This is a genomic window from Hyphomonas sp. (genome assembly GCF_046313975.1).
In the GTDB taxonomy this organism is placed as follows: Bacteria; Pseudomonadota; Alphaproteobacteria; order Caulobacterales; family Hyphomonadaceae; genus Hyphomonas.
The window spans coordinates 20,136-34,560 of record NZ_JBKBXB010000009.1 but is presented as its reverse complement, the minus strand read 5'-3'; the positions used below and the strand labels follow the sequence as shown (position 1 = coordinate 34,560).

Annotated in this window: 13 protein-coding genes; 4 read left to right on the top strand and 9 right to left on the bottom strand. The window is 63.5% G+C overall.

Going from position 1 to position 14,425, the window contains the following annotated elements:
- Positions 1–54 precede the first annotated feature (54 nt).
- A complete protein-coding gene (locus ACK4TE_RS05130) occupies positions 55–1,491 on the bottom strand; it encodes a coniferyl aldehyde dehydrogenase (protein ID WP_409910410.1) in 1,437 nt (478 codons plus the stop codon).
- Between the two features lie 168 nt (positions 1,492–1,659).
- On the opposite strand from ACK4TE_RS05130, the gene ACK4TE_RS05125 reads away from it, so the two are divergent.
- Positions 1,660–2,460, top strand: coding sequence for an enoyl-CoA hydratase/isomerase (locus ACK4TE_RS05125; RefSeq protein WP_409910409.1), 801 nt, complete (start codon positions 1,660–1,662; stop codon positions 2,458–2,460).
- Between the two features lie 98 nt (positions 2,461–2,558).
- Positions 2,559–3,047: a DUF3291 domain-containing protein gene (locus ACK4TE_RS05120; RefSeq protein WP_409910408.1), complete on the top strand. Its 489-nt coding sequence runs from the start codon at positions 2,559–2,561 to the stop codon at positions 3,045–3,047.
- Here the strand turns inward: ACK4TE_RS05120 and ACK4TE_RS05115 are convergent.
- The 4 genes from ACK4TE_RS05115 to ACK4TE_RS05100 all read right to left on the bottom strand — a co-directional run bounded on the left by ACK4TE_RS05115 (position 3,044) and on the right by ACK4TE_RS05100 (position 6,213).
- Positions 3,044–3,415, bottom strand: a complete 372-nt coding sequence (locus ACK4TE_RS05115; RefSeq protein WP_409910407.1) for a TfoX/Sxy family protein — start codon at positions 3,413–3,415, stop codon at positions 3,044–3,046. The genes ACK4TE_RS05120 and ACK4TE_RS05115 overlap by 4 nt on opposite strands.
- 145 nt (positions 3,416–3,560) lie before the next feature.
- Positions 3,561–3,821: a DUF3253 domain-containing protein gene (locus ACK4TE_RS05110; protein WP_409910406.1), complete on the bottom strand. Its 261-nt coding sequence runs from the start codon at positions 3,819–3,821 to the stop codon at positions 3,561–3,563.
- Positions 3,818–5,053, bottom strand: coding sequence for a serine hydrolase domain-containing protein (locus ACK4TE_RS05105; RefSeq protein WP_409910405.1), 1,236 nt, complete (start codon positions 5,051–5,053; stop codon positions 3,818–3,820). Before ACK4TE_RS05105 ends, ACK4TE_RS05110 begins: the two co-directional genes overlap by 4 nt.
- Positions 5,053–6,213 (bottom strand): acyl-CoA dehydrogenase family protein, encoded by a 1,161-nt coding sequence (locus tag ACK4TE_RS05100; RefSeq protein ID WP_409910404.1) that lies wholly within the window; start codon positions 6,211–6,213, stop codon positions 5,053–5,055. The genes ACK4TE_RS05105 and ACK4TE_RS05100 overlap by 1 nt, the downstream gene beginning before the upstream one ends.
- A 110-nt stretch (positions 6,214–6,323) precedes the next feature.
- Between ACK4TE_RS05100 and ACK4TE_RS05095 the strand changes: the two genes are divergently transcribed.
- Complete coding sequence (locus ACK4TE_RS05095; protein WP_409910403.1) at positions 6,324–6,752, top strand: PaaI family thioesterase; 429 nt, start codon at positions 6,324–6,326, stop codon at positions 6,750–6,752.
- Entirely contained in the window at positions 6,749–7,537 is a 789-nt protein-coding gene (locus ACK4TE_RS05090; protein WP_409910402.1) for an SDR family NAD(P)-dependent oxidoreductase, read from the top strand. Before ACK4TE_RS05095 ends, ACK4TE_RS05090 begins: the two co-directional genes overlap by 4 nt.
- Here ACK4TE_RS05090 and ACK4TE_RS05085 read toward each other — a convergent pair.
- The 4 genes from ACK4TE_RS05085 to ACK4TE_RS05070 all read right to left on the bottom strand — a co-directional run bounded on the left by ACK4TE_RS05085 (position 7,534) and on the right by ACK4TE_RS05070 (position 14,333).
- Positions 7,534–10,179: a M1 family aminopeptidase gene (locus tag ACK4TE_RS05085; RefSeq protein WP_409910401.1), complete on the bottom strand. Its 2,646-nt coding sequence runs from the start codon at positions 10,177–10,179 to the stop codon at positions 7,534–7,536. The genes ACK4TE_RS05090 and ACK4TE_RS05085 overlap by 4 nt on opposite strands.
- 122 nt (positions 10,180–10,301) lie before the next feature.
- Positions 10,302–10,916 carry a glutathione S-transferase family protein gene (locus tag ACK4TE_RS05080; protein ID WP_409910400.1) on the bottom strand — a complete coding sequence of 205 codons (615 nt, stop codon included), beginning with the start codon at positions 10,914–10,916 and terminating at the stop codon, positions 10,302–10,304.
- A 21-nt stretch (positions 10,917–10,937) separates the two neighbouring features.
- Positions 10,938–12,962, bottom strand: coding sequence for a TonB-dependent receptor (locus ACK4TE_RS05075; protein WP_409910399.1), 2,025 nt, complete (start codon positions 12,960–12,962; stop codon positions 10,938–10,940).
- Between the two features lie 75 nt (positions 12,963–13,037).
- A complete protein-coding gene (locus tag ACK4TE_RS05070) occupies positions 13,038–14,333 on the bottom strand; it encodes a NupC/NupG family nucleoside CNT transporter (protein WP_409910398.1) in 1,296 nt (431 codons plus the stop codon).
- Positions 14,334–14,425: the final 92 nt, after the last annotated feature.

The window sequence follows — 14,425 nt, the reverse complement described above, 5'->3', positions numbered from 1 at the left end:
CTTTGAGCTGAAAAAAGCCCCCTTCTCGCTGAGGGAAGGGGGCTTTCTCTTTTCTTACTTCTTGATGCGGCCTTTTACCTGGGCGCGGTATTTGTCCGTGTACGGTGGACGCATCATGGCGAGGAGTTCGCTGCCGGTCTGGGTGTAGACGGCTTTCTTGTGGCTGAACTCGTAGAAGCCTTCGCGGCCGTGATAGGCGCCCATGCCGGACGGGCCGACGCCGCCGAAGGGAAGGTCTTCCTGCGCGACATGGAAGATCACGTCATTGACGGTGACGCCGCCGGATGTGGTATTGTTGAGCACAAGCTCGCGCTCGGCCTGGTCTTCGCCGAAATAGTAGAGGCCGAGCGGGCGCGGGTGGGCGTTGATATAGGCCACGGCATCCTTCGCATCGCCATAGGATTTGATGGGCAGGATGGGGCCGAAGATTTCGTCCTGCATGACTTTCATGTCGTCGGTCGGATCGACGATCAGGGTCGGCGGGATTTTGTGGTGCGGCTGCTGGGCAAAATTCTCCGACTTCGGATTGATCTCGACCACCTGCGCGCCCTTGGCCCTCGCATCTTCGACATAGCCCATGATGCGGTCGTAATGGCGCTGGTTGATGACGGAGGTGTAGTCGTCATTGTCCTTGAGGCCGGAGGCGTACATCGTTTCGACCGCGCGCGTGGCGGCGCCGATGAAGTCCTGCGTCTTTTCCTTCGGCACGAAGGCATAGTCCGGCGCAAGGCAGATCTGGCCGGCGTTGAGCGTCTTGCCGGCCATGATGCGGCTCGCGGCTTTCTGCATGTCGGCCGAGCGGCCGAGGATGACGGGCGACTTGCCGCCAAGCTCAAGCGTCAGCGGCACGAGATTGTCGGCGGCGGCGCGCATGACGTGATGGGCGATGGAAGTCGCGCCGGTGAAGAGGATGTGATCGAACGGCAGGCGCGTGAACTCGCCGCCGACCTCGGGGCCGCCGGTGACGACGACGCATTCTTCCGGGCTGTAGTATTTCGCGATCAGCGATTTCATCAGCTCGGAAGTCGCCTCGGTGAATTCGGACGGCTTGATCATGCAGCGGTTGCCCGCGGCGAAGACGCCGGCGAGCGGGGTGAAGGTTAGGTTTACCGGGAAGTTCCACGGGCTGATGACGCCGATGACGCCTTTCGGCTGGAATTGCAGCTCTGCCTTCGAACCGAGGAGGCCGAGGGGGAACTCCACCTTGCGCTTCTCGGGACGCATCCATTTGGCGAGATTGGCCTTGGCGAATTTCAGGGCGCCGATGGAGCCGGCAATGTCGGTGAGGTTCGACTGGTCTTTCGAGCGGTGCCCGAAATCGGCGCACATCGCATCGTTCAGCGCGGCGCCGTGCGTGACGAGCAGGTCGATGGATTTGTCGAGCCATTCGATTCGTTTGGCGGCGGAGGGAATGCCGTCGCGCAGGTGCGCGGCCTTTTGCCGGTCGAGCAGCGAGCGCATGCCGGAGTCTGTGGTGCCGTCGAGGGCCATTGCGAATTCTCCCGATGAATGCCGTTGGGCGTGTTCTGTCGTGAATACTGTAGCGCGTGTTCAGCATTCGCCCAAGGGGGCGCGCAAATCCTTGCCCCAGCGTGACGTGTTCACGGCCTGTGCCATTCGCGCTAGCCATGCCGGCACCGAGATCAGGGAGACAGACCGATGGCCAAGTATGAGAAGATTTCCTACGAGCTAGACGGCAGCATCGCGGTCATCGCGTTCGACGATGACAAGACGCTGAATGCCTGCGGCGTAGATACGGCCATCGAGCTGCTGCATGCGTTTGAAGTTGCCGCGAAGGAAGCGCGCTGCACGATCCTGACCGGCAAGGGCCGGGGCTTCTGCTCGGGCGCGAACCTCGGCGGCATGGGCGGCGGGCCGCAGATTGCGCATCCGGACTCGGTGCCGGATGCCGGCAAGGCGCTGGATGCTTTCTACAATCCGCTGGTGACGGCGATCCGGGAGCATCCGCATCCGGTGATCACGGCGGTGAACGGCGCGGCAGCCGGCGTCGGCTGCGCCATCGGCCTGATGGGCGACCTGGTGATCGCGGCCAAGAGCGCCTACTTCCTGCAAGCCTTCCGCCGCATCGGCCTCGTGCCGGATGGTGGCTCAAGCTACCTGCTGGCCAAGACGATCGGCCGTGTGCGGGCGATGGAAATGGCACTTCTGGGTGAAAAACTGCCGGCGGAAACGGCGCTGCAATGGGGCCTGGTTAACCGTGTGGTCGAGGACGCCGAGCTGATGGCGGTGGCCAAGGACTTTGCCGTGAAGCTGGCCACCGGGCCGACGGTGGCCCTGTCGCTGGCACGCCAGTGCATCTGGGATGCCTGCGATGACGATTTCGGCGCCGCCCTGCATAATGAACGCGTCGCCCAGCGTACGGCAGGCCGCACGGAAGACTTCCGCGAGGGGGTCACCGCCTTCCTCCAGAAGCGCCCGGCGGAGTTCAAGGGGAAGTAATCTCCGGTGGATGCGAATAAATCGCGTTTCCCTTAAAGATTACGAAACCCAATTCCTATTAATGTTCCGGCCGATGGAGAAAACAAGGCCGGGACGTAATGGACATCAGGCTAGTACACTTCAACTGTGCCCGGCCTCTGGGCAAGTTTGAGCTGAGTAATGAATTCGTACAGGTGTTCATCGCCCTGTTGCCGCGGATATTCCGCGATGGCGATGCGTTTGAGGGCCTGTTGCACCACGACCATGGCCTGCGCTGTCCGGATGGCAGCTGGCGGGGCTTCACCAATGCTTTTCCGTACCCGGATGAATGGCGCGCGCCGGACATTTCCACGCTCGCCGTCTGGCGCTCGCTGGAAGATCTGAAGGCGTTCAGCCATTCCGGCAGGACGCATCCGCCCGGCATGCGACGGCTGGCGAAGGAAATCGACCGCTCCGACGGCCCCGGCTTCGTGATGTGGTGGGCGGCGAAGGGCGAGCGCTTCACGCTGGAGGATGGCTGGCAGCGATTGCAGCACCTGCGGATGCATGGCTCGTCGGACTATGCCTTCACGCTCGACCAGCCGGTCGCGAGGCCGGAAGTCGCTTAGGGTTTCTTCCTCTTCCGAACGGGTTTGGCCGCCGCTTTCGCGCGGGCGACCGCCAGGGCTTTGCGGCCCCACCTGACGGCTTCGTCCGGATCGTCCAGCGCGGCGGAGGGAAGGCTGACATAGCCGAGATCAATCTCGGCGCCGTCGGACGGGCGTTGCCAGACGAAGGGATAGCTGCCTTCTTCGGTGAGCGCGGCGCGCAAGGCCTCATCCGCCTTGATGAAGATCGTATCGTCCGCCAGCAACGCAAACATGATGCCATCCTGCCAGACACCGGCACCGCCGAACATGCGCTTGATGGTGACCGGGCCGAGGCCGTGGAAGATCTCGGCGACGAATTCATGGAAGGGGTCGGGCGGTTTCGCCATCTATCCTCAGGAATCTCTCTACGACGTCATCCCGGAAAATCCGCAGGATTTGTCCGGGACCAAGACGACAACGATTTCACGCATCCGAAGACTGGGTCCCGGCTTTCGCCGGGATGACAAGGGGTGGGGATTGCGCTGTGCACCGTCAAACAGGCGGCAGGCCAAGACGATACACCCCCTTGAACGTGTCGGGGTCCTCCACCGGTTTGCCCTTGCGATAGATGGTGATGAGGCCCGCCTTGTGCAGGCGGACAGCCTCGGCGCGGACATCCTTCAGCACCCGGACGAAATGTTCCGGGCTGACGGCCTTGGCGGCGTCTTCCGGCGCTATGCTCTTGCCCACGCCCTTGGCTGCGGTGAGCGTGAGGATAGCATCGCGGACGGAGACGGGCTTCTGTTCGCTCACCAGTCAATCGCCGCGTAGACGAGTTGCTGCAATTGCAGGCGCATCGGGTAGGTGGAGGATGGCATCAGCTGGGTGGCTTGGATGGCGATCAGTTCTTCTTCGGGGTCGATCCAGAAGAAGGTGGAGGCGAGGCCGCCCCAGCTGAAGGTGCCTTCGCTGCCGGGCTGTGTGGTGCGCACGATGTCGGTGATGACCGAACCGCCGAGGCCGAAGCCGACGCCTTCGGCCATGACTTCGGTAAAGGCCGAGCGGCCCATACCGCGCATCGTCTGACCGCCGGGCAGATGGTTCTGGCGCATGAACTCCCAGGTTTTCGGACTGATGATGCGCGCGCCGTCGAGCGTGCCTCCGCGCAGCAGCATCAGGGCGAAGCGGTGATAGTCGCGGATGGTGGAAGCGAGGCCGCCGCCGGCGTTGAGGAGGTTCGGGCGCTTTGCATAGAGTTTCGAGGCAGCGCCGGCGGGATCGGCGAGGGTCGTCTCGCCGGTCTTCGCGTCTTTCTGGTAGCAGGCCATCAGGCGGTGGATCTTGTCTTCCGGCACCCAGAAATCAGTGTCGTTCATACCGAGCGGGCCGAAGATGCGCTCACGGAAGAATTCGTCGAGCGGCTGGCCGCTGACGATTTCGACGATGGCGCCGAGCGTGTCGATGGAGTGGCTGTAGCGCCATTCCGTACCCGGAGAGAAAGCGAGCGGCAGCGTGGCGATCTGGCGGGCCATGTCCTGCAGGGTCTGCTTCGGATGGCCGACCTTGTTGATACGGTAAATCTCGTCGGTCTCGTCCTGCATCAGGAAGCCGTAGGTGAGACCGGACGTGTGGGTGACGAGATCGAGGACCGTCATTTCACGGTCCGGTTTGCGCAGTTTCGGCGCGGCGGCCGTGCCGCCATCCCACACCATCGCGTCCTTGTATTCCGGAATGTAGCGGCTGACCGGATGGTCGAGACGCAGGCGGCATTCCTCGAACAGCATCATGATGGCGAGCGTCGTGATCGGCTTGGTCATCGAATAGATGCGGAAGATGGTTTCCGGGCCGATGGGCTGGCTGCCGCCCATTTCGGTGGCGCCGGTATAGCTTTCATGCGCAACCTCGCCGCCGCGCGAGATGAGCAGGCCCATGCAGGGCAGCTTGCCGGTGTCGATATAGTTCGACTTGAAGAATTGCGGGATCGCGGCGAGGCGGTCTGCGTTGAGGCCGACTTCATGCGGATCGGTGGGGTCGTAGTCGAACATCAGAGGGTTCCTGCTTTGGCGGCGCGGGCAAGCTCGCGGGCGATGATGATCTGCTGGATCTGGCTTGTGCCTTCATAGAGGCGGAAGATGCGGGCGTCGCGGTAGAAGCGTTCGATGCCATAATCGGCGACATAGCCGGCGCCGCCAAAGACCTGCACTGCGCGGTCCGCCACGCGGCCGCAGGCCTCGGTTGCGAAGAGCTTGGTGGACGAGGCGAGCAGCGTGACATCCTCGCCGGCATCGCGGCGGCGGGCAGCGTCGAGGATCATGCATTCGGCGGCGTAGGTTTCGGCCTGGCTGTCGGCGATGAGGCCCTGGATCAGCTGGTGTTCGAAGATCGGCTTGCCGAACTGCCTGCGCTCCAGCGCGTAGGCGACCATCTCGCGTATCAGGCGTTTCGACATGCCGGTAGCCACCGCCGAGATATGCAGCCTGCCCTTGTCGAGCACGCTCATTGCGACCTTGAAGCCTTCGCCTTCCTTCGCGACCATGTTGGCGGCAGGTACGCGGGCATTCTCGAAGATCACGTCGCAGATATGCGCGCCCTGCTGGCCCATCTTCTTCTCGGGCTTGCCGACGGAGAGGCCGGGCGTACCCCGCTCGACGATGAAGGCGGAGACGCCCTTGGCGCCGGGCTCATCCTGGTTCGTCCGTGCCATGACGGTGAAGAGGTCCGCCTTGTTGGCGTTGGTGATGTAGCGCTTGGTGCCGTTGAGGACATAATGGTCGCCGTCGCGCACGGCGCGGGTCTTGAGACCGGCCGCGTCCGACCCGGCTTCGGGTTCGGTGAGGGCGAAGCTGGCGATCAGGTCGCCCGAGGCGATGCCGGGGAGCCATTTCTGCTTCTGCGCTTCGGTGCCGAACAGGACGAGGGCTTGGCTGCCGATGCCGATATTGGTGCCAGCAACGGAGCGGAAGGCGGGCGAAGTCTGGCCGAGTTCGAGGGCGACGAGGCATTCGGTTTCCATGTCGAGCTGCAGCCCGCCATAGGCCTCCGGCACCGCGACGCCGAACAGGCCGAGTTCCTTCATCGCGTTGACGACGTGCTGGGGCACCTCGTCTTCCTCGCCGACCTGGGCCTCGACCGGCACGCAGGTTTCGGTCACGAAGCGGCGCACCTGCTCGATCAGGGCGGCGCGGGTTTCGGCATCAAACGCCATGTCTCGTCTCCCGGTATGTGGTCTTTTCAGGCCCCACTCTATGCCCCAACGGCACGCTTGTCGAAGGGGGCCGTCGGGGTATGGTTGCCGCAGCATGACGGGGAGACGAAATGCCGCCAGTGACGATCGAATCCGGGGAGTGGGCAGGCTGGATCAACTGGCCGGATGAGCCGTTCGAGCACGACACGGCGGGCCCGTTCTACTTCCGCATCGATGAACAGGGACCGGTCGCCGCCTTCCGGGCCGAGCGCAAGCATATGAATGGCGCTCAGGTGATGCATGGCGGTTGCCTGATGACGTTTGCCGACTTCGCCCTGTTTGCGATTGCGAACAAGGAAATGGATGGCGGCTATGGCCTGACGGTCGCGTTCACTTCGGAATTCCTCGACGGACCGAAGGTCGGCGAATGGGTCGAGGCGCGCGGCGAGGTGCTGCGGGCGGGCCGGTCGCTGGTCTTCGTGCGCGGCATTGTGACAGCGGACGGAAGGCCTTGTCTCAACTTCTCGGGAACGCTGAAAAAAGTGAGGAAACAGGCATGAGCCAGCCGCCCTATCAGGAGCTGTCGCGCTCCATCAAAGGCAAGACCGCACTGATCACCGGCGCCGCCAGCGGCATGGGCCGGGCGACGGCACACCTGTTCGCGCGCGAAGGCGCGAATGTGGCGGTGACGGACCTGAAGCAGGAGAACGTCGATATCGTCGTCGCCGAGATCAAGGCGGCGGGCATCGAGCATGTGAAGGGCTGGGCGCTGGATGTGGGAGACGCCGCCGCGATCAAGCGCGTCGTGGATGAGGCGGCCACGCATTTCGGCGGGCTCGACATTCTCGTGAACAATGCGGGCTTTGCCATTCCGGGCCAGGTCGGCGAGGAGAGCTATGAGGACAGCTGGGGGCCGAGCCTCAATGTGATGCTGACCTCGCACCAGCGGGCCATCCGCGCGGCGCTGCCCTACATGCGCAAGAATGGCTGGGGGCGGATCGTCAATATTGCGTCCACGGAAGGTCTCGGCGCGACGCCGGGCAACTCGCCGTATGTGGCCGCCAAGCATGGCGTGATCGGCCTGACGCGCGGGCTGGCGGTGGACCTGGGCCGTGAGGGCATCACAGTGAACTGCATCTGCCCCGGCCCGATCAAGACCGGCATCACGGCGGGCATTCCGGACGAGCACAAGGAAATCTACGCCAAGCGGCGTGTGCCGCTGCGCCGGTATGGCATTCCGGAAGAGGTGGCGCACATGACGCTGTCGCTGGTGCTGCCGGCGGCGAGCTTCCTCAACGGCGTGCACATTCCGGTGGATGGCGGTCTGACGATCAAGAACGCTTAGGGGCTGAACGCGGCGCGGGCGGCCTCCGCCTGCACGGAGCAGAGCGTCAGGTACTCCACCGTTTCGGCAAGCGCGCGTTCATGGCCCGCGACGGCGCGGCCTTGTGCGGCGAAGAAGGCTTCGATCTCGCTGGCGCGTGCCGGGTCGCAGAAGCCGCGCGCAAGGCGCGGCGTGGCGCGGCGCGTCTGCGACGGGATGACGGAGAGGAAGCCGGGGAAATCAGCTTTCAGATTCTGCCACACGGTCTCCCGGTGGAGCGGATTGGCCATCAGGCTGGTCGCGATGGACTGGCTGGCGGCGGGACCGAATGCGCCTTCGCGCATCAGCGTCTCGGCGCGCGCAGCGAGCGCCGGATCTGCCACCGCGCCAATGGCGGTGGCGACCGCGGATGTGAAGACGGCATCGTCGATGCGCGCGCTGGCTGCGAGAATCCGGTCGAAGGTCGCCGCGCCACCATCCGCAAAGGTGACGCGCAGGGCTGGCGCGTAGAGGTCTGTGCTGAGGCCACCGCTTCCATCCAGCAGCGGCTGCAGGCGGCGGAGCAGGTCGGCGCGCGCGGCAGGATCGCGGAGCGCTTCGGCCCGGAAGCCGAGGATGCGGGCCTCTGCTTCCGGTCCGGACAAGCGGGCCGAGCGGGCATCGAGCGCCGCCGCGGCACGGGCGCTGATTTCTTCCGAAGCCGGATGATCCGCGAGCTGCGTGAGCAGAGTCTCGATGGCACGCAGGCTGGACGAGAGGACAGCAGCTTCGTTGTGCGCAAGCGCAGGAATCAGAACGCCGAGATAGGCCTCTCCGGACATTGAACCGGCGGCGAAGGCGGCACTTGCGCTGTCGACGCTGACAAGTGCTTCTGTGGAGGGCATTTCGGAAATGGCGCTGCCGAGCGCGGCCCAGCGGTCGGCTGTGAGATTGAAGCGGTAGTAACCGGCACCGTCCGCATTCGGAACGATCACGCCGGGGCACATCGCGCCTTTGAGGTCGATGACCTTGCGCTCCGTGCTGAGCAGCGTGCAGGTCTCGCCGGAATTGGCGCCGTCCTGCCAGGAAGTGCAGACAGGAATGGTCCAGCGCGTTCCCGGATCGATCGTCGAGCCGAGAGGGCGGTAGCGGCTCTGGCTGAGAGTGAGCTTTGGCGCACCTTTGCCGCACGAGACATCTGCCTCGATCAGAGGGATACCGCGCTGCGTGACGAAGCTGCGGAAAACTTCGCCAATGGCGGGCTCACCGGTGACGCGGGCGATGGACGCATAGAAGTCGGCGCTGTCTGCCTCACCGTCCGCAAACTGACTGATATAGCGGCCAAGGGCGGGGCGGAACCTGTCCGGCGTGAAGTAATGATCGACCATGCGGATGATCGACTGGCCCTTGGAATAAGTGATCGCATCATAGGCGTTGCGGATGTCTTCGTTCCGGCTGATCGGCTCGGCGACGGCGCGCACGCTGGCCTGGCTGTCGAGCGCCATTGCGGTCAGGCCGTCCGCGACGGCGGCGACATCATGATTGCCGTAAGGCTCCAGCGCCTCAAGGATGACGACTTCCGCCCAGCTTGCGAAAGCCTCTTTCAGCCAGAGATCGTCCCACCAGGGCGGCGTGACGAGATTGCCGAACCACATATGCGCAATCTCGTGCGCGTGGATTTCCTTCAGGGCACGGATGAGTGCCGGTCCGGCATCCGGGCCTTTCAGGATGCGCGCTTCATTATAGGTGATCGCCGCAGCAAGCTCCGTGGCGCCGGAAGGCCATTGCGGCGAGGCGATGATGTCGAGCTTCTCATAGGGATAGGGCTGGCGCAGCATCTCCTCGAACACGCGCACCATGTCTGCCGTGAGATTGAGCGCAAAGTCGAGTTCGGACGCCTTGCCGGCGCGCGTGTAGCCGGTGAGCGGTACTTCGAAATCGCGCGCCTTGTTGGGCGGCAGCGGCGGGCGCTCGATCCGGTCAAACTCGCCGACGGCGGTGGAGAGGAGATAGGTCGAGAGCGGGCGCGTCGGCGCAAAGCGGATGGTGACGTGGCCGTCGCGCGCAGGTTCGCGGGAGACTTCCGGCGTATTGGCAATCGCGTGCATGCCATCCGGCACGGTGATCGCCATATCGAACACGGCCTTGAAGCCCGGCTCGTCGAAGCCCGGCAGGAAGCGGCGCGCCTGGATGCTCTCGGACTTGGCCAGCGCATAGCGGCGGCCCTGCGATTCGACGCGGAAGAGGCCGGCGAGGTTCACATCGAACGGGGCGGTATAATCGATACTCAGAGTCACGCGGCGCGCTTCGAGGCGCTTTGGAAAGCCCACCCAGACGACACCGGTGTCGAGCACTTCGGTCCAGCTCGCCTCCACGGTTTCGCCGCCGGCAGTAGCGGTGATGCGGCTGACATCGAGATTCTCGCCGTGCAGCCACAAGCCGGTGACGGCGGCTTTCAGGTCAATATCGATCTCGACCGTGCCGCTGAAATTGTCCTCGCGCGGGTCGAGATCGAGCGCAGCGCGGTAGGTGGCGGGGCGGGCGATGCCGGGCAGACGGCCGGCGGGAGCGGCGCGCTGCAGCTCTTCCAGCCCGGCCGACTGCACTGGCAGCGTCCATGCGGAGCGCTGCGCGCAGGCCGTGGCAACAAGGCAAAGCGCAGCGACAAGGCCAATCCAGCGCATGTGGGCAACCCCCTGAAATCTGGTCACGGCGCTAGATAGCGCATCTGGCGCCAGTGGAAACCCCTGCTCTTCAGTCCTTTCGCCCTACCCGTTTTAGTCCTTATGCGGACTATATTCCGAAATCAGCCGGCAAAGCCCCTCGCCGTCATGGTTTCATGCCAGCGGCCGAGATGCGGCAATTCCTTGTGCGGCGCCCATTTCATCACGCGGCAGAAGCCGCAGGTTATGTAGAGCGTGATGTCGGCGATGGAGAACCTGTCTGCAGCGACGAATTCGTTATTGGCTAGGTGCTCGTTGAGACGCTCGGCCATCTTCCTTGCGGCTCTCTCGCTTTTGGCGGCTGCTTCGGCGCTTTGCGGCACTTCGAGCGGAGCCATCAGCGGATGCGCGTTGCGGAACCAGCCCGCGAACTGGATGAAGAACATCAGCTCCACACGCCGGTCCCACATTTCGATGAGGGCTTTCTCCTTGGGGTCCCGTCCCATCAGGTTCGGCTCCGGAAAGACACCTTCGAGATAGGTGCAGATGGCGCGGCTTTCGGTGATGTTCGTGCCATCGTCGAGGATGAGCGCGGGCACCTGCGCATAGGGCGAGACATCACGGTAGCCGGGTGCCTTGTGCTCCTGCTTCATGATCGAGACTTCCTCGAGCTCCACCGCATCGAGCTTACCCTTGGCGCGCAGGAAATAGACGACCCGGTCCGGGTTCGGCGCCTGCGGGCTGTGATAGAGCTTCATGTGGTCCTCCCAAATTTCTGGCTAGAATCTCTTGGTTATCCCGAAGGTGGCGTTCAGTGGCTCTCCGGGAAAATAGCGTTCATTGCCGAAGGCGACGTCCGCGCGATCGGCGTAGCGCTCATCCGTCAGATTACGGAGGATGAGGTAGGCCTCCAGCGAATCCGAAAGGGTCCATCCGGCCCGTGCGCCCAGCACCGTATGGCCCGGATAGGCAACGGTGTTGGCAGGGTCAGTGAAATATTCTCCGACGTGTTCGAGCGTGAGCGAGAGTTTCAGGGCGCCCAGCGCCTGCCAGTCGATCCGTGCATCGGCGAGCCATTCCGGCGCGGTATCGATGCGGTTACCCGAAACGATACGCTCCAGAGCAGCAACTACCGGACGGTCGAAAGTATACTCCTGAAGGCTCCATGCAACATTTCCGCCAACGCTGAGCCGGTCGTCTATGCGTAGTGTCGCGGCGGCTTCAATACCCTGATGCCGGGTTGATCCGTCCACAACATTCAGGCCATCGGAATCACGGAAAAAGAAATTCTCCTTTTCCATCCAGTAGGCGGCTATGTCGAAGTCCAGATGGTTGAACAAGGCAGAGCCCCGCACACCAATTTCAACACTGTCGATCCTTTCGGCTTTGATTTCGCCGGGGACCTGGAGATTCTGTAGCCGGTAGAGATCGGACACCTGCGGGGCGCGGGCGCCGCGCGCATAGTTTGCATACAGACTATACCAGTCACGGTCCCAGACGAGGCCGAGCTTCGGTGTCATAAAACTGAAATCATCCGAACGATCAGCGGGCACATTGAAACGGCCATTTATTCCGGCAGGCGCGCGCGTGTCATAGGTATAGTCGTGCGTCTCGGCGCGCAGGCCGGCGAGCAGACGAAGATCACCGGTCAGCGACATGTCCGCCTCGCCCCAAAGCGCGAAGACCTGTGTGTCAACCACATAGTTATAATGAATACCCTGTGGAAAGTTCGGGCTGGGATTCGGATTGAGCTGGATTTCCTTCAGATAGCCAGAGGCCAGATCGACATCCGCGCCAAACCGCCAGTCGATGAGTCCGTTCGTATCCAGATCATAGCGTGCCATCAGTCCGCCGCCGGTATGGGCATTCTTCTCGACGCCGCCATAGGGCAGGAAGTGCTGTGAGAAGACCATACCCTGGCTGTGCACGTTCGGTGTCAGCACAAGACTGCCCGGCCCGAGATCGCGCTCCAGCCGCAAGGCGGCGCGGGCAGACCAGGCGTCGCGGAAGGCTTCCGGGTTCGGATTGGTCTTTGCAAGATCGCGGTCCTCATAGGCACGGGGACCCTGGATGAAACTCGCCGTTTCCTGATTGAGGCTCGAGGCGGCAATCCAGGCTGTCACATCCCACTGGCCGAGGGATTGTTCGGTGAGCAGGGACAGTTTCTGCTGCTTGCTGCCGGTGTCATCGCGCCAGCCCTTGTCGTCGAGCAGCGAGAGGTTGAGGCGCGTATCATCACCAAGGTTCACGGACGCGTCCCCACGCCAGCGGTCCAGCGTGTTGTAGCTGGCGCGCAGATAGGCGCTATCGTCCGGAGACGGAAGGAAGGTGTTGATCAGTCCGTGTACAGCGTTCGAGCCATACTTGGCGCTGCCCGGCCCACGCACGATCTCGATCTGGCTGGCCACTTCATGGTGCGGCTCAATCAGGCTGTTGACGTTGCCAAAGGCGGGGGAGCGGACGGGGACACCGTTTTCGAGGATCAGGAAGCTTCCCTGCCCGGCCCCGCCGCTGAGCACCGGCGAGCGGATGGCGATCAGGTGCTCCTGCCCCGAATTCATCTGGATATTGACGCCCGGCGCCTGGTTCAGGATTTCCGCCGGCCGGTCAGCAGCCGTTTCGGCGATGAGTTCGGCGTCCAGCACGGCGCGCGAACCGGGTGCGGCGCTCGGCCGGTCGCCCAGCGTCTCGACCGCTGGCAGGCGCAGGTCCGCAATGCGCACAGGCGCATCGGATTCCTCGGCGGCAGCCCAAGGGACCGCGCTGACAAGGGCAACAAGGATCAGGCCTGTTCTTACCGGCACGCGGCAGTACTCCACTGAAACGAGGTCAGGAAGTTCTAGGCGCTGGCGCCCGGAATGGCGACCCCGGCCGCTGCGTCAGCCGCCCGCTCCCGCGAAGAGTTGATAAGGCAGCGCACCGACGACCGCGCCCGACAGGCAGGTGGCCAGCGTGCCCGCGAGCAGGGTGCGCCAGGCCAGCGAGAGGAAATCTTCCCGCCGGTCCGGCTCCACAATCGACAGGCCGCCGATCAGGATGCCCATAGAGCCGAAGTTGGCAAAGCCGCAGATGGCATGCGCCGTGATAATGCGCGTGCGCGGGTCCATCGCCTCAACCGGAACTTCGGCGAGCTGGATGAAGGCGACGAATTCGGTGAGCACGGTCTTGACGCCCATCAGGGAGCCGGACTGCGAGGCCTCCGCCCATGGCACACCGATCATGTACATCAACGGCGCGAAGATCCAGCCGAGGATGCGCTCGATGGAGAGCGGCGCGCCAAACACATCCGGAAACGCGCCGAGACCTGCATTGACGAGCCAGAGCAGCGCCAGCGCGGCGATCAGCATGGTGGCGATGTTGAAGACAATCTTCAGGCCGTCGGTCGCGCCGGTGGAGAATGCGTCCATTGTGGAGGCGTAGTTGAAATCCGGATTCTGCGCGCGCTGGTCGGCGGGCGTGGTTTCCGGGATCATCGTGAGCGCCACGGCGACCGCCGCAGGCGCCGCCATGATCGAAGCGGTGAGCAGCTGGGCCAGCGGATTGGCCATCTTGCCGTCAAGGAATGCTCCGTACACGACCAGAACCGAACCGGCGATGGTGGCGAAACCGGCGGTCATCATGATCAACAGCTCGGACCGCGTCATGCCCTTGATGTAAGGGCGGATGAGAACCGGCGCTTCGGTCATACCCATGAAGACGTTGGCGGACACGGCGAGCGAAGTAGCGCCGCCGAGGCCCATCGTACGGCGGAAGACGGCGGCGAAGCCGTTGGTGATCCAGCGCAGGATGCGCCAGTGCCAGAGCATTGCCGAAAGCGCAGCGACCACGATGATGATCGGCAGGATCTGGAAGAAGAACAGCGGCGGCGCCGATGAACCCATCAGCTCCGACGCAGCCTGGTTGTTGCCGACATAGCCGAACACGAAGTTCGTGCCGGCGCGGGTGGCATCCTGCAAGCCGCTGACGACATTGTTGGCCTGGAAGAGAACATCACGAACGACCGGAATACCGAAAAGGACAAGCGCGAAGGCGAACTGGAGCGCGGTGGCACCGAGGATGATTTTCCACGGCAGCAGCTTCTTCTTTTCCGAGAGCGCCCAGCACACGGCATAGATCAGGACAATGCCGATCAGTGCACGGGCATTGTCCCAGCCCCATTCAAATCCTGCCGGCATGCTCAACGCGCCTCCCGAAATCTGGATAACCCCGCTGACAGGCTTAACCGGCGTGTCCGGGCTTGGAAAGCCAGCAATGGCAATCTGCGGGC